General features: G+C 41.5%; 43 protein-coding genes and 1 pseudogene. 3 read left to right on the top strand and 41 right to left on the bottom strand.

The features are described 5' to 3' along the window. Window positions 1-436: 436 nt before the first annotated feature. A complete protein-coding gene (pdaB, locus tag C9414_RS18505) occupies window positions 437-1,201 on the top strand; it encodes a polysaccharide deacetylase family sporulation protein PdaB (RefSeq protein WP_065215437.1) in 765 nt (254 codons plus the stop codon). Here the strand turns inward: pdaB and C9414_RS18500 are convergent. Next, on the bottom strand, window positions 1,194-1,796 hold the full coding sequence (locus C9414_RS18500; protein ID WP_047203789.1) for a KinB-signaling pathway activation protein: 603 nt from the start codon (window positions 1,794-1,796) through the stop codon (window positions 1,194-1,196). The two genes, pdaB and C9414_RS18500, sit on opposite strands and share 8 nt — an antisense overlap. Before the next feature lie 90 nt (window positions 1,797-1,886). On the opposite strand from C9414_RS18500, the gene gerD reads away from it, so the two are divergent. Continuing rightward, window positions 1,887-2,474, top strand: coding sequence for a spore germination lipoprotein GerD (gerD, locus tag C9414_RS18495; protein ID WP_039176014.1), 588 nt, complete (start codon window positions 1,887-1,889; stop codon window positions 2,472-2,474). A 37-nt stretch (window positions 2,475-2,511) separates the two neighbouring features. On the opposite strand, the gene C9414_RS18490 is transcribed toward gerD, so the two are convergent. From C9414_RS18490 to C9414_RS18480, 3 genes are all read right to left on the bottom strand, one after another. Then, window positions 2,512-3,570, bottom strand: a complete 1,059-nt coding sequence (locus C9414_RS18490) for an Mrp/NBP35 family ATP-binding protein (protein ID WP_047203790.1) — start codon at window positions 3,568-3,570, stop codon at window positions 2,512-2,514. Window positions 3,571-3,673: 103 nt separating this feature from the next. Beyond that, window positions 3,674-4,387, bottom strand: coding sequence for an N-acetylmuramoyl-L-alanine amidase CwlD (gene cwlD / locus C9414_RS18485; protein ID WP_034283867.1), 714 nt, complete (start codon window positions 4,385-4,387; stop codon window positions 3,674-3,676). A gap of 58 nt (window positions 4,388-4,445) precedes the next feature. Continuing rightward, entirely contained in the window at window positions 4,446-4,889 is a 444-nt protein-coding gene (locus tag C9414_RS18480) for a DUF2521 family protein (RefSeq protein WP_107164240.1), read from the bottom strand. 148 nt (window positions 4,890-5,037) lie between these two features. Between C9414_RS18480 and C9414_RS18475 the strand changes: the two genes are divergently transcribed. After that, window positions 5,038-5,607: a DUF4825 domain-containing protein gene (locus tag C9414_RS18475; RefSeq protein ID WP_107164239.1), complete on the top strand. Its 570-nt coding sequence runs from the start codon at window positions 5,038-5,040 to the stop codon at window positions 5,605-5,607. 36 nt (window positions 5,608-5,643) lie between these two features. Here C9414_RS18475 and C9414_RS18470 read toward each other — a convergent pair whose 3' ends face one another. From C9414_RS18470 to rpsS, 37 genes and pseudogenes are all read right to left on the bottom strand, one after another. Then, window positions 5,644-6,657 carry a serine hydrolase gene (locus C9414_RS18470; RefSeq protein WP_483295695.1) on the bottom strand — a complete coding sequence of 338 codons (1,014 nt, stop codon included), beginning with the start codon at window positions 6,655-6,657 and terminating at the stop codon, window positions 5,644-5,646. A 106-nt stretch (window positions 6,658-6,763) separates the two neighbouring features. After that, window positions 6,764-7,174 (bottom strand): GNAT family N-acetyltransferase, encoded by a 411-nt coding sequence (locus tag C9414_RS18465; protein ID WP_107164242.1) that lies wholly within the window; start codon window positions 7,172-7,174, stop codon window positions 6,764-6,766. Window positions 7,175-7,211: 37 nt separating this feature from the next. Beyond that, the gene (locus C9414_RS20300) at window positions 7,212-7,352 is read right to left on the bottom strand and encodes a hypothetical protein (protein ID WP_181286169.1); all 141 of its coding nucleotides are present in this window, start codon (window positions 7,350-7,352) and stop codon (window positions 7,212-7,214) included. Then, on the bottom strand, window positions 7,352-7,876 hold the full coding sequence (locus tag C9414_RS18460; RefSeq protein ID WP_107164237.1) for a GNAT family N-acetyltransferase: 525 nt from the start codon (window positions 7,874-7,876) through the stop codon (window positions 7,352-7,354). The genes C9414_RS20300 and C9414_RS18460 overlap by 1 nt, the downstream gene beginning before the upstream one ends. 294 nt (window positions 7,877-8,170) lie before the next feature. Next, entirely contained in the window at window positions 8,171-9,010 is an 840-nt protein-coding gene (locus tag C9414_RS18455) for an HNH endonuclease (protein ID WP_258182653.1), read from the bottom strand. 552 nt (window positions 9,011-9,562) lie between these two features. Next, window positions 9,563-9,955 (bottom strand): 30S ribosomal protein S9, encoded by a 393-nt coding sequence (gene rpsI, locus C9414_RS18450; protein WP_007496354.1) that lies wholly within the window; start codon window positions 9,953-9,955, stop codon window positions 9,563-9,565. A gap of 20 nt (window positions 9,956-9,975) precedes the next feature. Then, window positions 9,976-10,413, bottom strand: a complete 438-nt coding sequence (rplM, locus tag C9414_RS18445; RefSeq protein WP_003217042.1) for a 50S ribosomal protein L13 — start codon at window positions 10,411-10,413, stop codon at window positions 9,976-9,978. 165 nt (window positions 10,414-10,578) lie between these two features. Next, window positions 10,579-11,322, bottom strand: coding sequence for a tRNA pseudouridine(38-40) synthase TruA (gene truA, locus C9414_RS18440; RefSeq protein WP_107164236.1), 744 nt, complete (start codon window positions 11,320-11,322; stop codon window positions 10,579-10,581). An 11-nt stretch (window positions 11,323-11,333) separates the two neighbouring features. Next, a complete protein-coding gene (locus C9414_RS18435) occupies window positions 11,334-12,131 on the bottom strand; it encodes an energy-coupling factor transporter transmembrane component T family protein (protein ID WP_047203796.1) in 798 nt (265 codons plus the stop codon). After that, window positions 12,128-12,997, bottom strand: a complete 870-nt coding sequence (locus C9414_RS18430) for an energy-coupling factor ABC transporter ATP-binding protein (protein WP_107164235.1) — start codon at window positions 12,995-12,997, stop codon at window positions 12,128-12,130. Before C9414_RS18430 ends, C9414_RS18435 begins: the two co-directional genes overlap by 4 nt. Continuing rightward, window positions 12,973-13,815, bottom strand: a complete 843-nt coding sequence (locus C9414_RS18425; RefSeq protein WP_008356549.1) for an energy-coupling factor ABC transporter ATP-binding protein — start codon at window positions 13,813-13,815, stop codon at window positions 12,973-12,975. The genes C9414_RS18430 and C9414_RS18425 overlap by 25 nt, the downstream gene beginning before the upstream one ends. A 126-nt stretch (window positions 13,816-13,941) precedes the next feature. Further along, on the bottom strand, window positions 13,942-14,304 hold the full coding sequence (rplQ, locus tag C9414_RS18420; protein ID WP_003216944.1) for a 50S ribosomal protein L17: 363 nt from the start codon (window positions 14,302-14,304) through the stop codon (window positions 13,942-13,944). A gap of 75 nt (window positions 14,305-14,379) precedes the next feature. Then, window positions 14,380-15,324 (bottom strand): DNA-directed RNA polymerase subunit alpha, encoded by a 945-nt coding sequence (locus C9414_RS18415; protein ID WP_003217009.1) that lies wholly within the window; start codon window positions 15,322-15,324, stop codon window positions 14,380-14,382. 175 nt (window positions 15,325-15,499) lie between these two features. Continuing rightward, window positions 15,500-15,895, bottom strand: coding sequence for a 30S ribosomal protein S11 (gene rpsK / locus C9414_RS18410; RefSeq protein WP_003217231.1), 396 nt, complete (start codon window positions 15,893-15,895; stop codon window positions 15,500-15,502). Window positions 15,896-15,915: 20 nt separating this feature from the next. Beyond that, entirely contained in the window at window positions 15,916-16,281 is a 366-nt protein-coding gene (gene rpsM, locus C9414_RS18405) for a 30S ribosomal protein S13 (protein ID WP_003217023.1), read from the bottom strand. Between the two features lie 21 nt (window positions 16,282-16,302). Further along, window positions 16,303-16,416, bottom strand: coding sequence for a 50S ribosomal protein L36 (gene rpmJ / locus C9414_RS18400; RefSeq protein WP_003156543.1), 114 nt, complete (start codon window positions 16,414-16,416; stop codon window positions 16,303-16,305). 31 nt (window positions 16,417-16,447) lie between these two features. Beyond that, window positions 16,448-16,666 carry a translation initiation factor IF-1 gene (infA, locus tag C9414_RS18395; protein WP_003217190.1) on the bottom strand — a complete coding sequence of 73 codons (219 nt, stop codon included), beginning with the start codon at window positions 16,664-16,666 and terminating at the stop codon, window positions 16,448-16,450. Beyond that, window positions 16,644-16,950, bottom strand: a pseudogene (locus tag C9414_RS20570) (KOW domain-containing RNA-binding protein). Before C9414_RS20570 ends, infA begins: the two are co-directional and overlap by 23 nt. Before the next feature lie 27 nt (window positions 16,951-16,977). Next, window positions 16,978-17,724 carry a type I methionyl aminopeptidase gene (gene map, locus C9414_RS18385; protein ID WP_003217210.1) on the bottom strand — a complete coding sequence of 249 codons (747 nt, stop codon included), beginning with the start codon at window positions 17,722-17,724 and terminating at the stop codon, window positions 16,978-16,980. Next, window positions 17,721-18,374, bottom strand: coding sequence for an adenylate kinase (locus tag C9414_RS18380; RefSeq protein WP_024425604.1), 654 nt, complete (start codon window positions 18,372-18,374; stop codon window positions 17,721-17,723). The genes map and C9414_RS18380 overlap by 4 nt, the downstream gene beginning before the upstream one ends. A 55-nt stretch (window positions 18,375-18,429) precedes the next feature. Continuing rightward, window positions 18,430-19,722, bottom strand: coding sequence for a preprotein translocase subunit SecY (gene secY, locus C9414_RS18375; protein WP_047203799.1), 1,293 nt, complete (start codon window positions 19,720-19,722; stop codon window positions 18,430-18,432). Between the two features lies 1 nt (window position 19,723). After that, the gene (rplO, locus tag C9414_RS18370) at window positions 19,724-20,164 is read right to left on the bottom strand and encodes a 50S ribosomal protein L15 (protein ID WP_003216888.1); all 441 of its coding nucleotides are present in this window, start codon (window positions 20,162-20,164) and stop codon (window positions 19,724-19,726) included. A gap of 30 nt (window positions 20,165-20,194) precedes the next feature. Then, window positions 20,195-20,377 carry a 50S ribosomal protein L30 gene (rpmD, locus tag C9414_RS18365; protein WP_003217067.1) on the bottom strand — a complete coding sequence of 61 codons (183 nt, stop codon included), beginning with the start codon at window positions 20,375-20,377 and terminating at the stop codon, window positions 20,195-20,197. Window positions 20,378-20,390: 13 nt separating this feature from the next. Beyond that, window positions 20,391-20,891, bottom strand: coding sequence for a 30S ribosomal protein S5 (gene rpsE, locus C9414_RS18360; protein ID WP_007496332.1), 501 nt, complete (start codon window positions 20,889-20,891; stop codon window positions 20,391-20,393). Between the two features lie 24 nt (window positions 20,892-20,915). After that, window positions 20,916-21,278, bottom strand: coding sequence for a 50S ribosomal protein L18 (gene rplR / locus C9414_RS18355; protein WP_008356544.1), 363 nt, complete (start codon window positions 21,276-21,278; stop codon window positions 20,916-20,918). A gap of 32 nt (window positions 21,279-21,310) precedes the next feature. Next, on the bottom strand, window positions 21,311-21,847 hold the full coding sequence (rplF, locus tag C9414_RS18350) for a 50S ribosomal protein L6 (RefSeq protein WP_008345395.1): 537 nt from the start codon (window positions 21,845-21,847) through the stop codon (window positions 21,311-21,313). A gap of 31 nt (window positions 21,848-21,878) precedes the next feature. Then, complete coding sequence (rpsH, locus tag C9414_RS18345) at window positions 21,879-22,277, bottom strand: 30S ribosomal protein S8 (RefSeq protein WP_007496327.1); 399 nt, start codon at window positions 22,275-22,277, stop codon at window positions 21,879-21,881. Between the two features lie 31 nt (window positions 22,278-22,308). Then, window positions 22,309-22,494, bottom strand: coding sequence for a 30S ribosomal protein S14 (gene rpsN / locus C9414_RS18340; RefSeq protein ID WP_008356542.1), 186 nt, complete (start codon window positions 22,492-22,494; stop codon window positions 22,309-22,311). Between the two features lie 22 nt (window positions 22,495-22,516). Continuing rightward, window positions 22,517-23,056: a 50S ribosomal protein L5 gene (rplE, locus tag C9414_RS18335; protein WP_024425600.1), complete on the bottom strand. Its 540-nt coding sequence runs from the start codon at window positions 23,054-23,056 to the stop codon at window positions 22,517-22,519. A 25-nt stretch (window positions 23,057-23,081) separates the two neighbouring features. Then, window positions 23,082-23,393 carry a 50S ribosomal protein L24 gene (gene rplX, locus C9414_RS18330; protein ID WP_008356538.1) on the bottom strand — a complete coding sequence of 104 codons (312 nt, stop codon included), beginning with the start codon at window positions 23,391-23,393 and terminating at the stop codon, window positions 23,082-23,084. 35 nt (window positions 23,394-23,428) lie between these two features. Next, window positions 23,429-23,797, bottom strand: coding sequence for a 50S ribosomal protein L14 (gene rplN, locus C9414_RS18325; protein ID WP_003216882.1), 369 nt, complete (start codon window positions 23,795-23,797; stop codon window positions 23,429-23,431). Between the two features lie 39 nt (window positions 23,798-23,836). Further along, entirely contained in the window at window positions 23,837-24,100 is a 264-nt protein-coding gene (gene rpsQ, locus C9414_RS18320) for a 30S ribosomal protein S17 (protein WP_003216906.1), read from the bottom strand. A gap of 25 nt (window positions 24,101-24,125) precedes the next feature. Continuing rightward, window positions 24,126-24,326 carry a 50S ribosomal protein L29 gene (rpmC, locus tag C9414_RS18315; RefSeq protein WP_003217155.1) on the bottom strand — a complete coding sequence of 67 codons (201 nt, stop codon included), beginning with the start codon at window positions 24,324-24,326 and terminating at the stop codon, window positions 24,126-24,128. Beyond that, window positions 24,316-24,750 carry a 50S ribosomal protein L16 gene (rplP, locus tag C9414_RS18310; protein ID WP_003156478.1) on the bottom strand — a complete coding sequence of 145 codons (435 nt, stop codon included), beginning with the start codon at window positions 24,748-24,750 and terminating at the stop codon, window positions 24,316-24,318. The genes rpmC and rplP overlap by 11 nt, the downstream gene beginning before the upstream one ends. A gap of 1 nt (window position 24,751) precedes the next feature. Beyond that, window positions 24,752-25,408 (bottom strand): 30S ribosomal protein S3, encoded by a 657-nt coding sequence (gene rpsC / locus C9414_RS18305; protein ID WP_003217241.1) that lies wholly within the window; start codon window positions 25,406-25,408, stop codon window positions 24,752-24,754. Between the two features lie 3 nt (window positions 25,409-25,411). Next, entirely contained in the window at window positions 25,412-25,753 is a 342-nt protein-coding gene (rplV, locus tag C9414_RS18300; protein ID WP_007496316.1) for a 50S ribosomal protein L22, read from the bottom strand. Window positions 25,754-25,770: 17 nt separating this feature from the next. Further along, window positions 25,771-26,049 carry a 30S ribosomal protein S19 gene (gene rpsS / locus C9414_RS18295; protein WP_003216920.1) on the bottom strand — a complete coding sequence of 93 codons (279 nt, stop codon included), beginning with the start codon at window positions 26,047-26,049 and terminating at the stop codon, window positions 25,771-25,773. Window positions 26,050-26,067: the final 18 nt, after the last annotated feature.

Here is a 26,067-nt window from a genome sequence, read left to right as displayed (position 1 = left end):
GCATGTATTAGGCACGCCGCCAGCGTTCGTCCTGAGCCAGGATCAAACTCTCCGAAAAAGTACAAAACCGAAGTTTTGTTTTTCGTCAGCGTTTGACTGACTACCTATGAAGTATCATAGGATTTTTTTATAAAAACTCGAATTAACAGGTACGTTTTGTCTTGTTTAGTTTTCAAAGATCATCTTCGCCGTTCTTAGCGGCTTTAATAATATAACATTTCGCTTCATCTTATGTCAACAACTTTTTTAAAGTTTATTTCCCGAAGCGTTTTGTGTTTGTCACTGTGTGTCAGCGACGATTAATAATATATCACGAAAACATTCTATCGGTCAACGCCTTTTCAAAACTTTTTTTGAAATAGTTTTATTAAGCATCTTAAACCCTTGTCCTGCATACAATCAAGTAACAATCTTGGACAAGGCAGGAGTGTTTGAATTGAGTCGATTATATGTGTTGCCTATTAAACGGCTGAAGCAAGTTGTCATTATTCTTGTAGCAGCCCTTGCAGCTGCAACCTTTTTTTATGTACAAAAGGCACCGCCGCTGTCGGTATTTAAAACTGAACATGGACCCCGAGCCATTTATAAAGGCGAGACTTCATCAAAGCATGTCTCTCTCACTTTTAATATTGGCTGGGGAGATGAGAAGGCTGTTCCTATTTTAAATGTCCTTCGAGAGTACGGTATAAAGAACGCCACTTTCTTTCTGTCTGCTTCTTGGGCTGAGCGTCATCCTGATATCGTGAAACAAATTAGGGAGGACGGCCATCAAATTGGAAGCCTCGGCTATGCTTATAAAAATTATAGCCAGCTTGAAGATAGTGAAATCAAGCAAGATCTTGTCCGTGCACAAAATACATTTCAAAAGCTTGGACTGGATGACATTCAACTATTAAGACCGCCAACTGGACAGTTTAACGAAACAGCACTGAAAATTGCCACACAGTACGGTTATACCGTTGTTCATTACAGCATTAATTCACAGGATTGGCTGAATCCGGGTGTCGACCAGATTGTTCAGAATGTAAATGATCGTATGAAAAGCGGAGACATTGTACTCCTTCACGCCTCAGATTCAGCAACCCAAACCGCTCAAGCCTTACCCGCTATTTTGAAACAAATAAAAGAAAAGAATTTAAAAAATGTGACAGTTGGCGAACTGATCTCCAATACGAAAACAAAGTCATCGGAAGTTAAGTAGCTTTCGCTTTTGAAAACCGCGGCATCGCTAACAGCTGAAACGCATTACAGCCTAATAGCGGGAATAGCATTAAATACAGCCAGTCCTCTTCATTGACTCTGAGCGCCGGGAACCATTCTAACGACGTGATGACGACCATGAGAAACATTGCAGAAATAAATGTTTTCTTAGAGGACTGCTGCTGTTTAAAGTAAGCCACGATCAAAGCAAACACACCGATAAATAAAGGCAGCCACAAGTATGGAAGAAATGATTCATTCTCCCCGAAAAACAAAAATCGCAAGTAAGCTAAATCAAACAGCACAAAAATCACAAGAAACAGCTGAATGGTATTCCATAAAGAATGTGACCGGAAAATCTCTAACGCAAACCGGTGCACCGTCAAGAAGACAACAAACCCCATCTGGCTAATGACACTAAAGATCATCCCTACACCAATGAACCAAAACAACACAGATGCGATCTCTAGAATTTCAAACGATATAAAAAGCTTCTGATATTTTCCCCACTCCAGCGCAAAGCCTACCACGCTTGTAATGACCGCTCCAACAGCTAGCACAGAGAAGAAAAAACGAACTAAATCCCGACTTTTCATTGAATTGATCCAACCCCTATTTTTGTTATGTATAAATTTACGTGAAACATTCATATTAAAAGTAAGACATGTAACGAAAGGAGCCACAGTATGTCAAAAGGCATCTTGCGTATAGTGAGCTGTTTTCTTCTTTTATCTCTAACAGCTTGTGCTCCCAAAACCCAATCCTCATCTAATATGGACTATGACGAAACAAAAAAAATGGTCGTCGATATATTAAAGACAGATGACGGTAAAAAGGCCATTCAACAGTTATTAAATGACGAGGCAATGAATGAAGCTTTGGTAATGGATGAACAAACTGTGAAAAAAACGATAGAGAAAACACTGACTTCTGATAAAGGCAAAGAGTTCTGGAAGAAGGTCTTTGAGGATTCTAAATTTGCCGAGACTTTCGCAAAATCCATGCAGCAACAGCATGAAAGGATGTTAAAACAGTTAATGAAGGATCCTGACTATCAACAGCTGATGATGGATATTCTCAAGGATCCTGAGATGGAAAAGAAATACGGTGAACTGGTAAAAAGCAAAGAGTTTAGAAAGCACTTAGAAAAAGTCATTACGGAAACATTAAGCAGCCCTCTTTATAAGAAGAAATTCGAAGATGAGCTCAAAAAGGCAGCATCTGAAAGCAGCAGTGATTCCGGATCGCAAGGCAGCGAAGGAAGCGACAGTTAAACATCACCCGAGTGGCATTGATCCACTCGGGCTTTTATTATGCTTTCACTGCTAATTGTTCAATGACTTTATTCGCAATGTGTTGATACACTTCTCCTGTTGGATGACTTGCATCATAGACAGAAGGCGCAAAATCATCCTCATTCCAATCAGGCTGTCTTAAAGGAATTTGGCCAAGGACTGATACACGCAGCTCTTCAGCCAGCTTGTCCCCGCCGCCTTTTCCAAAGACGTATTCCTTCTCACCTGTTTTTTTGCTTTCATAATAGCTCATATTCTCAACGACACCGAGCACTTCATGATCTGTTTGCAGTGCCATTGCGCCTGCTCTTGCTGCAACGAAGGCAGCCGTAGGATGCGGTGTAGTAACAATGATTTCTTTACAGCTAGGCAGCATTGTATGAATATCAAGCGCCACATCTCCCGTTCCAGGCGGAAGGTCTAATAGTAAGTAATCTAATTCTCCCCACTCAACTTCGTGGAAGAAGTTATTTAACATTTTTCCAAGCATCGGCCCTCTCCAAATAACCGGTGCATTTTCTTCAACAAAAAAGCCCATTGAAATCACTTTGACACCAAAGCGCTCCACAGGAATAATTTTTTCCCCTTTAACTGTTGGTCTGACAGTGATTCCCATCATATCCGGTACACTAAAGCCATAAATATCAGCATCAATCAGCCCGACTTTTTTCCCTAGACGAGCCAGCGCTACAGCAAGGTTAACAGAAACAGTCGATTTACCAACGCCGCCCTTTCCACTCGCAATCGCTAAGAACTCAGGCGGATTTTTAGAGTTAAGTAAGGTTTCTTCCTCATCTTGTGATGGCATAAACTTTTCAAGTGTTTCCTGAGGCAGTTCCTCGAAACGAAGTCCTACTGTATTAGCGCCTGCTGATTTCAAGGCTTGTACGATGTCTTGCTGCAGCTTCATCTGCTCAGCAGTGCCTGTTTTTGCAATAGCCAACTTTAGGCTCACATGCTCTTTCTCAGGCTTTAGGCTGATTTCCTTGATAGCATCCAGCTCACCAAGCGGTATATGAAGGAAAGGTTCGTCCATCTTCCCAACTAGTTTTCTCACATCATCTTGTCCGATCATAGCAGAACCTCACCCTTTATTGAATTCGTTTACAATCCAAGTATATCATACATATCCTTACAATGTCTGTCCTGTTTGCCTGCGATCAAAAGGAAAAAGCCCCTTATTCAGGCGGCTCTTTTTGCTCTGTTAAATATCTTAAAATCCCTTTATAAATAGAGGCGGCAATTTGATCCTGATATTTAGGTGTTGCCAGCTGGCCAGCCTCTTTTGGATTGGAGAGAAATCCAATTTCCACAAGAGCTCCTGGCTTTGTGACATTTTGCATTAAATAAATGCCGTTGATCCGCTTCGCCTTTCGATCTGTGTTTTCAAGGTTTCTGCGCAATTCATCTTGAATGAACTTCGCTGCCTTTTCATTCTCTTCATACTTTCCGTAAAAAAACGTCTGAGCCCCGCTCCATTTGTTAGATGGTATCGCATTTAAATGAATGCTTAAATAGAGATCCGCTTCAGATTCATTGATGACTTTAACGCGGTTCCTTAAATCCTCCGCTTTCTTCCGGGCATATCCTCTTGTATTCTTTGATGATAAATCAGAATCATCCTCTCGTGTCATGAGAACAAGCGCTCCCTGCTCCTGCAAATAGTCACGTATCTTCATGGATACATCTAGCGCAATCTCTTTCTCAAGTAGCTCTCCTCCTACAGCCCCGCCATCTGGACCGCCGTGACCCGGATCTAAATAAATGATCTTCCCGCTTAGAGGCAAATTCCACGATTTCCACGAATCATCATTTAGAAATTGAAACCTGAATAAGAATAAGAGGACAATAAACCCAATTAAAAACCCTGTCCACTTCAGCTTTCTTTTCATCCCTGTCCCTCCCATACACCATTATTTTATAGATATGGGACAAGGGCTGGAAATATGCTTAGTGCAGCCGAAGCTTGTGTCTTTTTTCTGATTCACGAAAGCCTTCCTGCCACCACATGCTTAAAAATTCTTTCGCAGATGGATACAAACACGACATCTTCCGCTCCATACGGAACATATTCCCCCACGATTGCAAACATCCTGCCAGCTCTTCAATCAGCTCAGCTTCCTCCTGGGAGGACCGCTTCTTGATATCGTCGAACGATTCCCCGTATTTACTCGACTCACCGTATCTCCCGCCAGCTAAAAAAGCTTCAATGGCGAAATCGATACAGCCATCACTCATAATCCCAGCTGGATCATCTGCAAATGGGAACAGCTTCTTCGTGAATTTCTCGGAAGCAACCGTCACTTGTTGAAGAGACAATGTACGCAAAAGCTTCTTTTCAAGCGTGACATCTCGTTTTGTTTTCAGTTGATAAAATGAAAGCACTTCTGCCATGAACTGAACTCCTTTTTTCTTTGTATTGTTCGTTGGTTTGAACAAAACATGCAGTTCAGTAAATGGAAAACATGAAATAAATGGTGAAAATGGGACCTTGTGATAAAATAGATTTTTATATAGAAAAAATTATAAAGGGGCAAAGTAAATGAAAAAGTGGATATACATCCTACTACTAATGACAGTCATTCTATCCGCTTGCAGTAGTCAAGATAGTGAGAAAGAAAGCGACATTAAAGGAATAGAAGATATTTCCTTAAACCAGCTTTCTAAGCACAAAAATTCTTATATTGGAGACAACGGAGCAATCGGCGCTATTTTATCAGATCTTCCAGGTAACGTGATTCGTGAGTATGAAATCGCAGATGAAAAAGCACTAAAAGTAACATATGGCGTGAAGGAAAATGCCACTTATACAGAAGAACAATTTGATGCATCTTGGTTTGATAAGAAGGATACCATTGAAAAAAACTACTTATATAATGCATTGGCACTTTTTATTCTTATCGATAATGTAGAGCAAGTGACACTCAAGATGAACTCTAACGACGAACCGTCCGTCACGTTTAAAAGAAAACAGCTAGAAAAAAAGCTCCCTCACCCTTTTAAAGAGTACAAAGATGATACAGCACTTTGGCAAAAGGAACTGGTTGATGGAGTTGTGAAGTCAAAAGAGAAACGCAAAGATGTATACAAAGCGTTTCCAATGCAGAAATAATAAAACAGAGGGAAGTTTCCCTCTGTTTTTTGATGTTTATGTAGTGAAAGCCTGAATCAAACGTTGTCGAAAGTTTTGATCCATTGCTGCAGTAAGCATAAATTCGTTGAATACTTCCCCAATCCAATGAGAATTCTTCGCTTTTGGATCATTGATAAAAAGAGAAATGGATATAGATGAGATATCCGTTTTTCGATATAAAGCAGCTGTGAAAACAAACAACGTCGCTCCGCCTTTATACCAAATATATTGATCTTTTTCCGTCTTCAATGTTTCTCCCAGCACAATTTGGCTAAAAAGACGCTTTTCTTCTGTTGTTAACAGCTCATCCTGCAGACGTTTCATAAAATGTGCATATTGATTGGTTGTAGACTTTGTCAACTTTTGTGTCAGTAATGATTGAATACGAAAGCTTAATAAGTCCTTTTCCATTATTTTTTCTTCTAACATCTTTTTATGCTCTGGGTCATTTTTCATGATATTAAAAATCTCATTCATTAGAGATTTATATTGTTCATGAGATACACCGCTCATTTGCTTTAATGCATCCTGCTCATGATCAGATACATAAGCAGGCCACAACAACTTTGGCGTCAGCGGCATGAGTTCATCATGTTCTGTAAGACCTGCTTGTTTCATCCGATTATTAATCTTTTCTAAGTCGAGCAAGTCAATCAAATAATCAGTACAAGCATTCGAACTGAATTGCATCATTCCTTTGGCAACATCTAATAAAGTTGCATGCTCAGAAAAAGCGTTGACCTCCAGCCAGTATGTGTGAGCACCGCCATCTGTTCTATCAATATAAAACCGCTCTATGTCCGCCAATGCCACTTTTTCATCTAGCTTGATGTCACCGCTGGATACAGCTTTAACAAAATGAAATAAAACTACTAATTTCACCGTACTTGCAAGTGGCGTTTTTTGATTAGCATTCCACTCTAACAACACATCTTCATTTTCAATGATTGTTACTGATACGTCCTTTTTGTTTTTTTTGACAAATGTCAAAAGGTCTTCTTTTGTTTCCTTTAAACCGATTTTCTGCAACATGTTTCTCCTTTCAAGATAGGATTTATATATTCAATATAGCAAATATTTCAAATAAAGGCACAAAAAAGGCAGAGGCTCTTGAATCCTCCGCTTCTTGATATCCTTATTCATGGGGCAAATACAGCTTCATTCCTTCATGAGTGGCTTCAAACCCTAATTTCTCATAAAAATGTCGTGCTTCTGGCCTCTGTTTATCTGTTGTCAGCTGAATCATTTGACAGCCGCGGTCGCTTGCGCGTTGAATGGCCCACTTGATAAGCAGCGAACCGACTCCTTTTCCTCTATGACTCGAAGCCGTACGAACTCCTTCGATGGATGCTCTCCATCCCCCTTGATGTGTAAGAAATGGCGTCATGGTTAACTGAAGAACACCAACTGCTTCTTCCTGATCACACGCAACAATGAGTTCAATATTTGGATCAGCATCGATTGAATGAAAGGCTTTTATATAGCTTTCTAATAATGGGCGAGTGTAACGCTCTCTCTTTTGACCTAACTTATCATCTGAAAGCATGAGGACGATTTTGTCGAGGTCTTCTTGCACGGCTTCTCTAAATGTCAATTGATTTAAATTCAATGAAAGCACCTCCTATGATGGATGGAAGACTGTTTTCACTTACCAAAATACCATTCTCATATAAGATTTGTTCAGCTGCTTTTTCATCAAAGTACTTCATATCATGAAAAATCATCAAGCCCTCTTCTCGAACCATTCCTCTTGTAGGAGGGCATAGTAAAACTCATCCCACCACTCATTTCCTTGTGGTATACATTTTTTAAAATACCCCTCTCTCCTCATCCCCATTTTCTCCATCACTCTCCAAGATGGCACATTTTCAGGCTGACAAGTGGCAATGATTCGATGTAAATTCATTGTGTGAAAACCATGATGCAGAACGGCATAAGCCGCTTCTGATGCATAGCCTTTGTTTTGATAGGCAGGATTGAAGACCCACCCAATTTCATATGTGTGCTCACCAAAGTATGGATGGAACACGATATGCCCGATGCATATCTGATCTTCTTTTAATAGAACAGCAAAATTCTTGGCTGTTTTAAGACGATTATTTTTAACAAATTCCTGCGCATTTTCTTTAGAAAAAACACCTTCCGGAATATACTTCATTACCGCCGGATCAGATGTATATGCATAAACATCATGCCAATCATCTTCAGCAAATGATCGAATGATACACCTTTCTGTTGTTAGATTCATATGACACCCCTCCATAGACTTCGTTTTTTAAACAGAGACCTTGCTATGATCCTATTTTATATGTTTCCAAACAGAAAAAAACACAAATAAAAAAGCACCAGCAGGATGCTGATGCTTTTTTATATGGTTTGTCTGTAACAAACCTTTGTAAGACGTCCATACAATATAAAATTGATTAACGAAGTGCGAGACGCACTAATTTAACGGGCTATTTTTGCATCAGCAAAAAAGAAAGAATGTCGTACTGTATATTTGGCGTCAAAATGTGATCAAAATTAACCTTTGCCAATTGGTTCAAATTTTGATTTTTTCCACTTCTACGCACTCTAACACTTTCTCTTGAAGTTTTCTTACGTCCTCTTCCAAATCTAAAATATGCATTTTATCATGGCAATTAGGACAAAGAGCAATAGTGTTGTATATTGAATCATCTCCACCACGTGATAGCCATTTAATATGATGGGTATGTAAATGAGGCTCCCCATTCATATTTAAATATGGAGCCGGTTGATCACATAACTGACAAACTCCCTTTGCCCAGCGTTTTGCAAACTCTGTAACATATGGGTCACGTTCATATGTAGTTGAGATAGTCTTACGTTTACTACTTTTTCTTCTGGCGGTTCTAGCTCTGTTTTCTAAAACGCTCTCACCCAGTTTTCTTACCTTCTTTTCCCTCAACACTTGTTTCATTTTTATCAACTTATCTGGAATGATTATCTTTTGATCGTCTGCCAACACAAGAGGGAAGACCCATACTTGTCGCAGTTGGTCATTATCATCTAGCTGCTCTTCTTGATATGGTTCATCAGCTAGTTTCACTACCCCACGATACACATATTTTTTCGCTTCAAACACTTCGAACAAATGCATCTCCACTTTATTACTTAATGATTCAGCCACAGTTTTATTTTGAGATGTCAATGTCTGATCTCCCGTTCTTCCCATACCAGTATAATGAAAAACATTTCCATCCCATCGGTCTTCATACAATGCTTTTGTATGATCCGATACTAAAACTAAGGTATTCGTTTTAAGCGAGCGCCTCATACCTCCTTGAGGAGCACATTTAAAAATTTCAGTTATCTCACTATTATTAAGTGTACTTATGGGTTCTATTTTCACTAAACTCACTATTGCACCTACCTATAATTTAATAACGTCACGTATTAATAAATATTCCTAGACCGCATCTACAGTTCAACATAGTGGTCAATAAAGATGATTCAAAGACCTTTAGGCAAAGTATAGAGCAAAAACACTTTATTTTCCTCTTACCATACATCATATATTGACTAACAAAAATTGGCGAATTTTGCTACACAAGAACTCATCAAACCATGGAATAAATGCTGTTCCATTAGTGAGGAAAAGCAGTGAGTTTGCCTCTGCTGATTACGAATAAAAATACAACCGCTCTGAGGCAATAGCAGTAATGACCTATATTCATATTATAAGTTTATTTGAAGTGGGATCAGGCATTAAAGAAGTACAGACTCGATTAGGCATCCAATGACTATGAACATTTATAAACACGTAACAGAAACTCTAAAAGATCAAACCGCTCAAAAGTTTTAAATGTATAGATTTATAACCAGCAATAAATTTCTCGTGGTCCTATTATTTTAGAGCCTAAAAAAAGACCCCCAAGCATAAGCTTGAGAGCCTTTGAGAAACGTAATAGAATTAACGTTTTGAGAACTGAGGTGCGCGACGTGCGCCTTTAAGACCGTATTTCTTACGCTCTTTCATACGAGAGTCACGAGTAAGAAGTCCAGCACGTTTAAGTGGTGTACGGTACTCAGGATCTACTTCTAGAAGAGCACGAGAGATACCGTGACGAATTGCTCCAGCTTGACCAGAGAATCCACCACCGTGAACATTTACAAGAACATCGTAGCTGTTAGCTGTTTCTGTGATGTTCAAAGGCTGTTTCACGTCTTCGATTAAAGCAGCGAATGGAATGTATTCAGTAATTTCACGATTATTAACGACGATACGGCCTTCACCTGGAACTAAGCGAACGCGCGCTACAGAACTTTTACGACGACCTGTACCGTAATATTGAACCTGTGCCAAATTGTTAACCTCCCTTATAATTAACCGCGAAGTTCGTAAACTTCAGGTTGTTGTGCTTGATGTGGATGCTCAGAACCACGGTACACATTTAATTTTTTGAACATTTGACGACCTAGTGGACCCTTTGGAAGCATACCTTTGATAGCAAGCTCCAACATTTTTTCAGGGTAGTTTGTACGCATCTCAAGAGCAGTTCTTTGTTTCAAACCACCTGGGTGCATAGTGTGACGGTAGTAAATTTTGTCCGTCAATTTCTTACCAGTTAATTCGATTTTTTCAGCATTGATGATGATGACATGATCACCTGTATCAACGTGTGGTGTATAAGTTGGTTTGTGCTTACCGCGCAAAAGTGATGCTACTTCAGTAGAAAGACGACCTAGAGTCTTGCCTGCCGCATCAACAACTAGCCATTTGCGCTCAATTGTGCTTGCGTTCGCCATTGGTGTTGTACGCATGAGTTTCCCTCCTAAATAAATCAATGAATTTTCCTTGAATCAAATGCTACGTTCTATTTCAAAACACAGATAAGTCTTCCGGGGCTTATTTGTGGGGTTGAAATACATACCATATGATATCTTATAACTTTCTGCTTCCTGTGTCAAGAACATGTTACACCTGGTTTAGTTGTCATAGAAAACTTCCCATAAATACAGTCCGTGACTAGGCGCAGTCTTGCCTGCCGCTTCGCGATTTCGGGCGGCAAGCATGGCTTTTATCTCCTCAGGGTGAAATTTACCAGAACCGATTTCAAGTAACGTTCCAGCGATAATCCGCACCATGTTGTATAAAAAACCATTCCCTCTCACACGCATTTCAAGCCCATCTGAGACGTTTTTCCACTCGAGGGCATAAATATCCCTCACCTTGTCCTGAACCTCTGTATTGGCCGCACAAAAGCTTGTAAAATCATGTGTCCCAATCAAGTGCTCAGCGGCTTCTCTCATTTTATCGATATCCAGCCGGTAAGGATAGTGGCAGGCATACTGTCTCGTGAACACATTTTGGTGCGTTTCCGTTGAGACCTTATAACGGTACTCCTTCGAAACAACACCAAATCTGGCATGAAACGAATCATCGACCTCCTCAGCCTTTAGAACACGGATATCATCCGGCAGCAGGCTGTTAAGGGCAAAAGGCCATCTCTCCATCGGGATCGAGAGCGGGGTGTCAAAATGGATGACCTGTCCCTTTGCATGAACACCGCTGTCTGTCCGGCCGGAAGCCACAATCGGAATCAGTTCATCCTGTTTATGCATTCTTGCAAGGGAAGATTCTATCTCCGTCTGTACGGTTCGCTGCCCTGGCTGCACCTGATAGCCTTTAAAATGTGTCCCATCGTAGGATACAGTACATTTGACCTTCATCTAGGAATCACCTAATTTCTAAGCAGCACAAGGAGCGCTGTTAACAGGATGAATAGAAGCAGCGTGAACGTGTCCTTCATGCCCCAGACAAGCTGACGGTATTTCGTCCGTCCTTCTCCCCCGCGGTAGCCTCTCGCTTCCATCGCGGTCGCCAGTTCTTCTGCACGCTTAAACGCACTGACGAAAAGGGGAACAAGCAAAGGAACGATGGCTTTCATGCGATCCTTTAAAGGTCCGCTTGTAAAATCAACGCCTCGAGCCATTTGTGCCTTCATGATTTTGTCCGTCTCTTCTAGTAAAGTCGGAATAAACCGAAGAGAGATGGACATCATGAGAGCAAGCTCATGAACAGGCAGTTTGACTTTACGGAATGGGTGCAGCAGCTTCTCCATCCCGTCTGTCACTTCTATAGGCGTTGTGGTTAACGTAAGAAGTGTCGTCATCATAATGAGATAGACAAAACGGAGTGAAATGAAGATCCCCTGCTTTAAACCTTCTTCATAAATATTCAGAAAACCAAAGTGGAATAGCAAGGCGCCATCCTTTGTCATGAAAATATGCAGAATAAAGGTAAACAGGACAATCCATAGGATTGGCTTCATTCCCTTGAGAATAAAGTATAGCGGCACCTGAGAAACCATCACTACAAGAATGGTAAAGACACCTAAAAGCCCGTAAGTGATGTAATTATTAGCAAAAAAGACAATAAAGACAAAAAAGAAAATTGATAACAGCTTTGTCCTTGGATCAAGACGATGGACAAAGGATGAACCTGGCACATATTTGCCGATAATCATACTATCCATCATGATGTCGTGTCCTCCTGATAAAGAGCTGTTAAGGCATCTGCCATTTCATCCATGGTCAGAAGCGGCCTAGGAAACGTAATACCTAGCTTTTCTTCTACAGTCTGCTGGAATTTAATCGTTTCCGGGAGGTCGAGACCAAACGAAGACATATCTGTACGATTGGCAAACAACTCTCTCGGCGTGCCTGTCGCCTTCACTGTCCCTTTATGCATCACAATCATTTGATCCGCATAATGAGCGGCGTCCTCCATACTGTGTGTGACCAGGATCGTGGTGAGGTTTGCCTTTTGATGAAGGTCATAGAACATGTCCATGATTTCCTTCCGTCCGCGTGGATCTAGCCCAGCAGTCGGCTCATCAAGCACAAGCACCTCTGGCTCCATCGCTAAGACGCCTGCAATCGCCACACGTCTCATTTGACCGCCGCTTAGTTCAAAGGGAGATCGAGATAATAGGGACTCAGGAAGACCAACCAGCTTCAGCATCTCCTTCGCCTTCGTTTCTGCTTTCTCTTGAGGAACACCAAAGTTCATCGGGCCGAAGCAGATATCCTTGAGGATGGTTTCCTCAAAGAGCTGATGCTCAGGAAACTGAAACACGATGCCTACCTTTTTCCGGAGGGGTTTCATATCCTTCTGCTTTTTATTGGCTTGTAAAACCGTCTCTCCAAGCGCAATACTCCCCTTCGTTGGTTTGAGCAATCCATTTAAATGCTGCAGCAATGTAGACTTGCCAGAGCCCGTATGACCAATGACAGCGACATAGCTGCCCTCTTTGATGGAAGCATTGACATCATACAAAGCGAGACGCTCAAACGGCGTTTTCATTTGATAACGATGCTCTAATTCTTTGATCGTAATGTCCATAGCTCTTTCACCAATCCTTCTTGTGTCAAATGGGCATTTGCAAGCGGCACACCTTGCTGCTTCAATTGCTTGCTCAAGCGATAGGAGAATGGCAGATCAAGTCCAATCTGAACCAGCTGTTCATCTAGTTCAAATACTTCCTCTGGCGTTCCCTCGGCAAATTTCTTCCCGCCATTCATCACAATAACGCGGTCTGCCTTGGCAGCCTCGTCTAAATCATGTGTGATGGAAATGACTGTGACTGTTCCTTGTTCCTTCAGTAGTCTAACAGTCTCTAACACTTCTTCACGGCCAATCGGATCAAGCATTGATGTTGCTTCATCCAAGATCATGATGTCAGGGCTTGCTGCAAGCACACCTGCAATAGCGACTCTCTGCTTCTGCCCGCCTGATAGATGGTGCGGCTCTTGATCAAGAAACTCCTGCATATTGACCTGTTTGACAGCCCAATCTACACGTTCTATCATCAATTCCCGCTCAACCCCGTTATTTTCTAAACCAAAAGCCACATCATCACGAACCGTTGAGCCCACAAATTGGTTATCTGGATTTTGAAAGACCATTCCGACCTTTTTGCGAATATCCCAGACACTTTCTTCTTTGAGCTCAATCTCTCCAACCTTGACCGTACCAGCATCCGGTAAAATGAGCCCATTCAGCACACGGGCAAGTGTGGATTTACCTGAACCGTTATGACCAACAATGGCGAGCCATTCATTTTGATTCACATGCAGTGACACTTGATCTAAAGCGGGCTTGTCCGCATCCTTGTGATAACGAAATACAATGTCCTTTACGTCAATTAATGTCTTCCCCATCTCTACCGGACCTCCTCTCAGCTCAACCTCTTCTTTGCTTATTCCTAAAAAAAGCCGTAGTACCTAAAAAAGGGCATAGATCCAGTTATGAACTGTCCCGCCCTTTCTTAGATACACGATATGTGATTAAACTAATTCAATGACAGCCATTGGTGCGCCATCGCCGCGACGAGGTCCAAGCTTCATGATACGAGTGTATCCACCTTGGCGATCTTCGTAGCGAGTTGCAACGTCAGCGAATAATTTTTGAAGTGCATCTTGGTTTGTTTCAGCGTTAGCTACTTCATTACGAATGTAAGCTGCAGCTTGACGGCGAGCATGAAGATCTCCGCGTTTGCCAAGAGTGATCATTTTTTCAACTACAGAGCGAAGTTCTTTCGCACGTGTTTCAGTTGTTTCGATGCGTTCGTTGATGATCAAATCAGTCGTTAGGTCACGAAGCATTGCTTTACGTTGTGCACTAGTGCGTCCTAGCTTTCTGTATGCCATGTGATGTCCCCTCCTTAATTAGAGATGCTGTATGAATAAAAAACACACGAAAATCCTAGTTCACAATGAAACTAGTCAATCGTCTTTACGAAGACCCAGTCCAAGTTCTTCTAGTTTCGCTTTCACTTCTTCAAGAGATTTACGTCCAAGGTTACGAACTTTCATCATATCCTCTTCTGTCTTGTTAGCAAGCTCTTGAACAGTGTTAATACCCGCACGCTTCAAACAGTTGTAAGAACGAACAGAAAGATCAAGCTCTTCAATTGTCATTTCAAGCACTTTTTCTTTTTGGTCTTCTTCTTTCTCAACCATGATTTCAGCATGCTGAGCTTCGTCAGTTAACCCAACGAAAATATTCAGGTGTTCAGTTAAAATCTTAGAACCTAGAGCGATCGCTTCTTTCGGTCCTGTGCTTCCATCAGTCCATACATCTAGTGTTAATTTATCATAGTTTGTGATTTGCCCAACACGGGTGTTCTCCACTTGATAAGTCACACGAGATACAGGTGTATAGATTGAGTCGATCGGAATCACACCGATTGGCTGATCGTCTCTTTTGTTTGCATCAGCAGGATTATACCCGCGACCTCTTTGTGCAGTTAAGCGAACACGGAAGCTCGCATTCTTGCCAAGAGTTGCGATGTGAAGATCTGGATTTAAGATTTCAATATCGCTGTCGTGTGTAATATCAGCAGCTGTTACAGTACCTTCATCTTGTACATCAATTTCAAGCGTCTTCTCTTCTTCAGAGTAGATTTTGAGTGCAAGCTTTTTAATGTTTAAGATAATCGTTGTAACATCTTCAACCACGCCTTCGATCGTTGAGAATTCGTGTAAGACACCATCTATCTGGATCGATGTTACAGCTGCACCAGGAAGTGAGGATAAAAGGATACGACGAAGGGAGTTCCCTAAAGTGGTACCATATCCACGCTCAAGTGGCTCTACGACAAACTTGCCATACTTGGCATCGTCGCTGATTTCAACCGTTTCGATTTTTGGTTTTTCAATTTCGATCATCTAATAAAACCCTCCTTCAAAACGTCGAAACCTCGAATAGAATCATATGAGATTCCATCCGAAATTCCTCATTGTTTAGTCCCGTATGTGCTCAGGCAACGAGTCGTGTATTCGTCTCATAAATAACTGTATCATAACCCATTATTGACAGGGACACAAAATCTATACAAACAAATTACACGCGGCGACGTTTTGGTGGACGGCATCCGTTATGAGGAACTGGAGTTACGTCTCTAATTGCAGTAACTTCAAGACCAGCAGCTTGAAGCGCACGAATTGCAGCTTCACGACCAGAACCAGGACCTTTAACAGTTACTTCAAGTGTTTTAAGACCATGTTCGATAGAACCTTTAGCAGCAGTTTCAGCAGCCATTTGTGCAGCGAAAGGAGTAGATTTACGAGAACCTCTGAATCCTAATGCACCAGCACTTGACCAAGAAATTGCGTTTCCATGAACATCAGTAATCGTTACAATCGTGTTGTTGAAAGTGGAACGAATATGAGCGATTCCAGCTTCAATATTCTTTTTCACGCGACGTTTACGCGTATTTTGTTTACGAGCAGCAGCCATTCTTTAACTACCTCCTTTACTTATTTTTTCTTGTTAGCTACAGTACGACGCGGACCTTTACGAGTACGCGCGTTGTTTTTTGTGTTTTGTCCACGAACAGGAAGTCCTCTACGATGACGGATTCCGCGGTAGCTTCCGATTTCAATTAGACGCTTAATGTTAAGTGAAACTTCACGACGAAGGTCACCTTCTACTTTAAGTTTGTCAATGATATCACGGATTTTACCAAGTTCGTCTTCAGTTAGATCGCGAACGCGAGTGTCTTCAGAAACACCTGCTTCTTTAAGGACTTGTTGCGCAGTCGTACGACCAATTCCAAAAACATATGTTAAAGAAATGACAACACGCTTATCACGTGGAATATCTACACCAGCAATACGAGCCATGATTTGGGCACCTCCTTGTTATTAGCCTTGTTTTTGTTTATGTTTTGGGTTTTCACAGATCACCATTACTTTTCCTTTTCTGCGAATCACTTTACATTTTTCACAGATAGGTTTAACAGATGGTCTCACTTTCATGTGTTTCCAACCTCCTTCTTCCGGAGTTGCTTTATTTGTAACGGTACGTAATTCTACCACGAGTTAAGTCATATGGAGATAATTCTACCGTAACTTTGTCTCCAGGTAAAATGCGAATGAAGTGCATACGGATTTTTCCTGATACATGAGCCAAAACTGTATGACCATTCTCTAGTTCAACTTTGAACATTGCATTTGGCAAAGTTTCTGCTACAGTACCTTCCACTTCAATTACATCGTCTTTCGCCATTCAAGTGTTCTCCCTTCTTCAAATCAGTAACTTGCTCTCTGACAAATGTCCAAATGAGAATCTCTCAATTGTTCATCTATCACCCGACCTGTTTTGAATATACTGTTCTGAACTTCCGGAGATACGCAATCATAAAAGGTTATATGATTGATATTTTTTCTTAGGAGAATGAAATTTACGCTTTTCTCCGTCTGCGATTAGTACATGGCAGCCACCGAACATGCCGATGACACCTGTATACTGATCTTGTTCTTTCTTTGGACTATACAGACAACCTGCCCGATTTGGGCCTGAAAGGCTTCAGTGAAGACCTAAATCTTAGTCAGTATATCAAAACCTGTATCTGTAATCGCAATCGTATGCTCAAAATGAGCACACTTTTTCCCATCAACCGTTACAACCGTCCAGTTATCAGCCAATGTTTTCACATATCGGCTGCCTGCGTTCACCATCGGTTCGATGGCCAACACCATCCCAGGTTTTAGCCGCGGGCCTTTGTTGGGCGGACCATAATGAGGAATTTGAGGGTCCTCATGAAGATCCTGTCCGACCCCATGTCCAACATATTCTCTAACAACTGAAAAATTCTCATTTTCAACATACGTTTGTATGGCATGGGAAATGTTCGACAGACGTTCGCCTGGCTTTGCTTCCTGTAAGCCTTTATATAGAGATTCCTCTGTGACTTCCAGTAGTTTGCGGTCTTCATCACTGATTACCCCAACTGGATAAGTCCAAGCAGAGTCACCATGATAGCCATTTAACTTTGCGCCAATATCGATACTAATGATGTCACCATCACGTAAAACCCGTTTACCAGGAATACCGTGAACGAGTTCTTCATTCACCGAAACGCAAATGCTCCCGCGAAAACCATTATACCCTTTAAAAGATGGGATTGCACCCTGCTTTGTAATAAAACGTTCGGCAATTTGATCCAATTCTTTTGTCGAAATACCTGGTTTTATGTGTTTCTTCAGCTCTTCATGAGTCAGTGCGACAATACGTCCAGCTTCTCTCATAATCTCAAGCTCGCGAGGAGTTTTACAGATAATCATTTATTTAATCCTCCAAGCAGGTCCTTGATATCTGCATATACATCGTTAATGTGCTTCGCACCATCAATGTTTGCAAGATATCCTTTTTCTGAATAGAAGTTCAGTAAAGGTTCAGTCTGCTTTAAGTTCACTTCAAGTCTAGTCGAAACGGTTTCTGCATTATCATCTGCACGTTGATAAAGCTCGCCTCCACACTTGTCACAAACATTTTCTTTCGCAGGTGGATTAAATACTAAATGATATGTTGCTCCGCAATTTTTGCAAATTCTTCGGCCAGTCAGACGCTCCATCAAAGCATCTTTATCGACTTTAATATTAATGACATAATCAATCGTTCTGCCAAGGTCCTTTAGAATTTCTTCTAAAGCTTCAGCCTGAGCGACTGTTCGCGGAAATCCGTCCAGAAGAAAACCTTGTTCACAATCATTTTTGCCAAGTCTTTCTCTAACAATACCGATTGTGACCTCATCAGGAACAAGCTCTCCTTTATCGATAAAGGATTTTGCTTCGAGCCCAAGTTGTGTCTCCTCTTTCATAGCAGCGCGGAACATATCTCCTGTTGAGATATGAGGGATCCCATAATCATCAACAATTCGTTCTGCCTGAGTGCCTTTACCAGCACCCGGAAGCCCCATTAAGACTAAGTTCATTTCGGATTTCCCCTTCCTTACTTAGAGAGGTTGGGCAGCTGCCCAGCCCTCTGTTTTATTTCATAAATCCACGGTAATTTCGTTTCACTAATTGGCTTTCAAGCTGTTTCATTGTTTCAAGTGCAACACCTACAACAATGAGAAGACTTGTGCCGCCAATTTGTGCAGCGGAAGGTAATCCAGCGAATTGAATGAAAAAGATAGGAAGTATTGAAATCACGGCTAAGAAAATGGCGCCCACAAACGTGAGTCGGTACAAAATGCTCGTAATTCTATCTTGAGTCATTTTCCCTGGACGAACTCCCGGGATATAGCCACCCTGCTTTTGCAGATTTTCAGCCATTTGTTCAGGATTGACTTGGACAAAGGCATAAAAATATGTGAAAGCAACAATCAGTGCTACATAAATCGTCATACCGATTGGCTTAGTATAGTCAAAGTTGTTGGTTATCCAAGTTGTCACATTATTGGTTCCGAAGAACGATGCGATCGTCTGCGGAGTAATAATGAAAGAAACGGCAAAGATGACTGGAATCACCCCTGCTGGATTCACTTTCAACGGAAGGTGCGTTGCTTGACTAGCAGACATTTGTGCACGACCAGTACCTTTTGAATATTGAATTGCAATCTTTCTCACTGCCATTTGAATGTAAATAACACCGATAACAATGACAAGAATGGCAATTACAATAAGGGCAATTTTAAGGATTTGCATGAACAGCTGTCCATCTCCACCTACAAATTGTTGAGCGTACACTTGTTTTAATGTTTGAGGGATACCAGCGATGATACCGGAAAAGATAATAATCGAAATACCGTTACCAACACCGTGAGCAGTGATCTGCTCGCCCAGCCACATTAAAAATGCTGTTCCCGCAGTGAGTACGACCGCAATTAAGAGATACGTTGATACACCAGGGTTTTCAATCAGCATGCCTCCTGCCATATTGTTGAATCCATATGACATTCCTAACGCCTGGATAAATCCTAGAACAATTGTAAAATACCTTGTGAATTGTGCTAACTTTCGGCGGCCAACCTCTCCTTGCTTTGACCACTCAGTAAACTTCGGAACAACATCCATCTGCAAGAGCTGAATGATGATCGAAGCAGTGATATACGGCATAATCCCCATTGCAAGAATGGAGAATTGGAAAAGTGCCCCGCCCCCAAACGTGTTGAGGATTCCGAAAACGCTCATTTGATCCTGTGCCTGGAGAACTTCGGCGTTCACATTAGGCACAGGGATGAAAGCACCTATACGAAAGACGACTAACATTAAAAGTGTGAATATAATCTTATTCCGTATATCTTTCACGCGCATAAAATTGGAGATTGTCTTAAACAAGTTAGATCACCTCGGCTGTACCGCCAGCAGCTTCAATCGCTTCTTTCGCAGAAGCAGAGAATTTATTGGCTTTTACAGTTAATTTTTTTTCTAATTTACCGTTGCCAAGAATTTTTACTCCTGCTTTTAACTTGCTTATTGCACCAGTCTCTAGAAGAAGTTCAGGAGTTACTTCCGTTCCTTCGTCAAAACTGTTTAATCTGTCTAAGTTGATTACCGCGTAATCTTTACGGTTGATGTTTGTAAAACCACGTTTTGGAAGGCGTTGGAATAAAGGCATCTGACCACCTTCGAAACCAGGGCGTACACCGCCGCCAGAACGAGCGTTTTGACCTTTATGACCTTTACCAGAAGTTTTACCGTTACCTGATCCAATACCACGACCAACACGGTTGCGTACTTTACGTGAACCTTCTGAAGGCTTCAATTCATGAAGTTTCATTTGGGCACCTCCTTATCGATTAAAAATGTTTTATTGTTCTTTAACAGAAACTAAATGAGACACCTTGTTAATCATGCCGCGGATCGCTGCATTGTCTTCATGTACGACTGTTTGGTTTGTTTTCTTAAGACCAAGAGTACGAACAGTGACACGCTGATCTTCAGGGCGACCGATTACACTGCGTTTGAGGGTAATTTCTAATTTATTTGCCATTATTGTTCCCTCCTTATCCTAACAGGTCTTCTACAGATTTTCCACGAAGCTTCGCTACATCTTCAGCACGTTTAAGCTCACTTAAACCTTGAAGTGTTGCGCGGATCATGTTGATCGGTGTATTAGAACCTAGAGATTTAGAAAGGATATCAGCTAGACCAGCAAGCTCAAGTACCGCACGCACTGGGCCTCCAGCGATAACTCCTGTACCTTCTGAAGCAGGCTTCAATAGAACGTTTCCTGCACCGAATCGACCGATGATTTCATGTGGAATTGTAGTTCCAACCATTGGTACTTCAATTAAATTCTTTTTCGCATCTTCAACAGCTTTGCGGATCGCTTCTGGTACTTCTTGTGCTTTACCAGTACCGAAACCTACATGACCGTTTTTGTCACCGACAACAACTAAAGCTGCAAAACGGAAACGACGTCCACCTTTAACAACTTTCGCTACGCGGTTAACCGTAACTAAGCGTTCTTCTAACTCTAATTTGCTTGGGTCAATACGACTCATTCGGATGTGTCCCTCCTTCTTTTATTAAAATTTAAGTCCAGCCTCACGAGCAGCTTCAGCTAGAGCTTTTACACGTCCATGATATAGGTATCCTCCGCGGTCAAATACCACGTTAGAGATTCCTTTTTCAACAGCACGTTTTGCAACAAGTTCGCCAACTTTCGTAGCAGCTGCAGTGTCAGAACTATTCTCGATCTTTAACTCTTTATCAAGAGTAGAAGCACTTACAAGTGTTACACCGTTAACATCATCAATTACTTGAGCGTAGATATTCTTGTTAGAACGGAAAACGTTAAGGCGAGGTCTTTCAGCAGTACCTGAAAGTTTCGCACGAACACGAGCATGTCTTTTAAGACGAGTAGCGTTTTTGCTAGTTTTCGTAATCATCCGAGTCACTCCTTTCTTCACTTTAAGCGATCTTACTTACCAGTTTTTCCTTCTTTACGGCGAACGAATTCACCTTCGTAACGAATTCCTTTACCTTTGTAAGGCTCTGGAGCACGGACAGCGCGGATGTTAGAAGCTAGAGCTCCTACACGCTCTTTATCGATACCTTTAACGATTACTTTCGTTTGAGATGGAACTTCTACTTCAACTCCAGCCTCAGGAACGATTTCAACTGGGTGAGAGTATCCAACGTTAAGAACAAGTTTGTTTCCAGATTTAGCTGCACGGTAACCGACACCGATAAGTTCTAAACCTCTTTCGAAACCTTTAGATACACCTTCAACCATGTTAGCAATCAAGCTACGTGTTGTACCATGTAATGCACGGTGTTCTTTATTTTCAGACGGACGGCTTACAGTTAAGACGTTGTCCTCAATTTTAATTTCCATATCAGGGTGAAATGCACGAGTTAGTTCACCTTTTGGTCCCTTTACTGTCACTGTGTTATCGTTGTTTGTCACAGTTACTCCTGAAGGGATCTCGATTAGTTTTTTACCTATACGAGACATACCAAGCACCTCCATTCATCTTAAACTTTTTTTACCATACGTAAGCAAGTACTTCTCCACCAGCTTGTTTAGCACGGGCTTCTTTGTCCGATAAAACACCTTGTGATGTAGAAATAATTGCGATTCCAAGTCCGTTAAGTACACGTGGTACTTCATTTGATTTCGCATATACGCGTAAACCAGGTTTACTGATTCTTTTAAGACCAGTGATAACACGTTCGTTGTTTTGGCCGTATTTAAGGAACAAACGGATAATTCCTTGTTTGCTGTCTTCGACGTACTCAACGTCACGGATAAAACCTTCACGCTTTAAGATTTCAGCAATTTCTCTTTTGATTTTTGAAGCCGGTACTTCTAGCTTCTCATGACGTACCATGTTCGCATTGCGAATACGAGTCAGCAAATCTGCAATCGGATCTGTCATAACCATTATTTAATAACCTCCTTCCCATTTATGGGGATTACCAGCTGGCTTTTTTAACGCCAGGAATTTGTCCTTTATATGCAAGTTCGCGGAAACAAATACGGCAAAGTTTAAACTTACGAATAACTGAATGTGGACGTCCACAACGTTCGCAGCGCGTATACTCTTGAACTTTAAACTTTTGTTTGCGTTGTTGTTTCGCAATCATAGACTTTTTAGCCACGATTTCGCCTCCCTTTCATTGATTATTTCTGGAACGGCATACCTACTTGAGTTAATAACTCACGTGCTTCTTCGTCCGTATTGGCAGTAGTAACGATAACGATATCCATACCGCGGACCTTTGTTACTTTATCGTAATCAATTTCTGGGAAGATTAACTGTTCTTTAATACCAAGCGTGTAGTTTCCACGACCGTCGAAAGATTTCTTAGAAATCCCGCGGAAGTCACGTACACGTGGTAAAGACACAGAAATAAGTTTATCAAGGAAATCATACATGCGCTCTCCGCGAAGTGTTACTTTCGCACCGATTGGCATTCCTTCACGTAGACGGAATCCAGCAATAGACTTCTTCGCACGAGTAACGACAGGTTTTTGACCAGCGATAAACGTTAATTCTTCAACAGCAGTATCGATTGCTTTAGCGTTTTGAACGGCGTCACCAACACCCATGTTGATCACGATTTTTTCGATTTTTGGCACTTGCATTACTGAAGTGTATTCAAACTTAGAAACTAATGCAGGTGTAATTTCTTTTACATACTTTTCTTTAAGGCGGTTCATGAGAAAGACCTCCCTTCCTTATTTACTATTTATCTAGAACTTGCCCAGATTTTTTCGCTACACGGACTTTCTTTCCGTCCTCAACTTTATACCCAACACGTGTCACTTCACCAGTTTTAGGATCAAGCGGCATTACGTTTGATACGTGGATTGGCGCTTCTTGTTCAGAAATTCCGCCTTGAGGGTTAGCTTGGGTTGGTTTAGAGTGTTTTTTCACAAGGTTAATACCTTCTACTAAAACACGTTCCTTTTTAGGGAAAGCAGCAAGGATGACACCTTGTTTACCTTTATCTTTACCAGAGATAACCACTACTTTATCGCCCTTTTTAACATGCATTTAATCGCACCTCCTTGAGTCGCGGATTGTATTCATTAAAGTACTTCTGGTGCTAGAGAAACAATTTTCATATAGTTGTTTTCACGAAGTTCACGTGCTACTGGTCCGAAGATACGAGTTCCACGTGGGCTCTTGTCGTCACGGATGATGACACAAGCATTTTCGTCGAAACTGATGTAAGATCCATCGTTTCTGCGAGCTCCGCTCTTAGTACGAACGATAACTGCTTTCACAACTTCACCTTTTTTGACAACGCCTCCAGGTGTTGCTTGTTTAACCGTACAAACAATGACATCACCGATGTTAGCCGTTTTACGTCCAGAGCCACCAAGAACTTTAATCGTTAGTACTTCGCGTGCGCCAGAGTTGTCAGCTACTTTTAAACGAGTCTCCTGTTGAATCATTAATGTTACCTCCTTTCGGAAAAAGAAATCCGAACTTTATTAGATAATAACGGCTTCTTCGACAACTTCAACTAGACGAAAGCGTTTAGTCGCAGATAAAGGACGAGTTTCCATGACCTTTACGATGTCTCCGATTTTTGCTTGGTTGTTTTCATCATGTGCTTTGAACTTTTTAGAGTATCTTACACGTTTGCCATAAAGTGAATGCTTTTTGTATGTTTCAACTACAACAGTGATGGTTTTATCCATTTTGTCAGAAACAACACGACCTTGATACACTTTACGTTGGTTACGTTCGCTCATGTTTGCGGGGCCTCCCCTCTAATTATTATTTATTAGCAGCGATTTCTCTTTGACGAATCACAGTTTTCATGCGTGCGATTGATTTACGCACTTCACGAATGCGAGCAGTATTTTCAAGCTGCCCAGTCGCTAATTGGAAACGAAGATTGAAAAGTTCTTCTTTAAGAGACTTTACTTTTTGTTCAATTTCAGCAGTGGTAAGGTCACGAATTTCATTAGCTTTCATTTGATTCACCACCAATTTCTTCACGTTTTACGAACTTCGTTTTAATTGGCAATTTGTGAGATGCAAGACGAAGAGCTTCACGAGCCACTTCTTCAGACACACCAGAAATTTCAAATAAAACTTTGCCCGGTTTTACTACAGCTACCCATCCTTCTGGAGCACCTTTACCGGAACCCATGCGGACCTCTAGAGGTTTAGCTGTGTATGGCTTAGAAGGGAAAATTTTAATCCAAACTTTACCGCCACGTTTCATGTAACGAGTCATAGCAATACGAGCAGCTTCGATTTGACGGTTTGTGATCCAAGAAGCTTCAAGAGCTTGGATACCGTACTCACCGAAATGTACTTCAGTACCGCCTTTTGCACGACCACGCATTTTTCCACGATGTTCTCTGCGATACTTCACGCGTTTTGGCAATAACATATTATTTTCCTCCTTCCGCAGTATTCTTCTTAGTTGGAAGGACTTCTCCACGATAGATCCATACTTTTACGCCAAGCTTACCATAAGTAGTATCAGCTTCAGCAGTAGCATAGTCGATGTCAGCACGAAGTGTGTGCAATGGAACAGTACCTTCACTGTAATATTCAGAACGAGCAATATCTGCACCGCCAAGACGACCAGAAACCATTGTTTTGATTCCTTGTGCTCCAGCACGCATTGTGCGTTGGATTGTTTGTTTTTGTGCACGACGGAATGAAATACGGTTTTCAAGTTGACGAGCGATGTTTTCAGCAACTAGCTGAGCATCAAGATCTGCTCTCTTGATTTCAAGAATGTTGATGTGTACACGTTTGCCAGTTAGGCTGTTAAGAGCTTTACGAAGTGCTTCAACTTCAGATCCGCCTTTACCAATTACCATACCTGGTTTAGCCGTGTGGATTGTGATATTTACGCGGTTTGCAGCACGTTCGATTTCTACTTTAGAAACAGACGCGTCAGACAAACGCTTGCTGATGAATTCACGGATTTTCAAGTCTTCATGTAAGAAGTCAGCGTAATCTTTTCCTGCGAACCATTTAGATTCCCAATCACGAATGACGCCAATACGAAGACCTACTGGATTTACCTTTTGACCCACGGATTATCCCTCCTTCTTTTCTGATACAACGATTGTAATGTGGCTAGTACGTTTGTTAATTGCGCTCGCACGACCCATAGCACGTGGACGGAATCTCTTAAGTGTTGGACCTTCGTCAACGAATGCTTGAGTAATCACTAGGCTGTTAGCGTCCAACTCGTAGTTGTGCTCAGCGTTTGCGATAGCAGATTTTAATACTTTTTCAATAATTGGTGAAGCAGCCTTAGGTGTAAGGTTTAAGATAGAAACTGCTTCTCCTACTTGCTTACCTCGGATCAGGTCCATTACTAGACGTGCTTTACGAGGAGCAATACGGACTGTTCTTGCGACAGCTTTAGCTTGCATTTAAAAGCCTCCTCTCATTAGCGTCTTGTTTTTTTATCGTCACTAGCATGACCTTTGTAAGTACGGCTTGGTGCGAATTCGCCCAATTTGTGACCTACCATATCTTCAGAAATGAAAACAGGTACATGTTTGCGTCCGTCATAGACAGCGATTGTGTGACCGATGAATTGTGGGAAAATTGTAGAACGACGAGACCAAGTTTTTACGACTTGCTTTTTGTCAGTTTCATTCAATTTCTCGACTTTAGCCATCAAATGATCATCAACAAATGGTCCTTTTTTTAAGCTGCGAGCCATTGTGGAACCTCCCTTCGT

Origin of the sequence: Bacillus sp. Nf3 (assembly GCF_003028545.1) — a bacterium.
GTDB lineage: Bacteria > Bacillota > Bacilli > Bacillales > Bacillaceae > Bacillus > Bacillus safensis.
The sequence above is the reverse complement of the archived record's forward strand: the minus strand, read 5'-3'. Positions and strand labels throughout refer to the sequence as shown.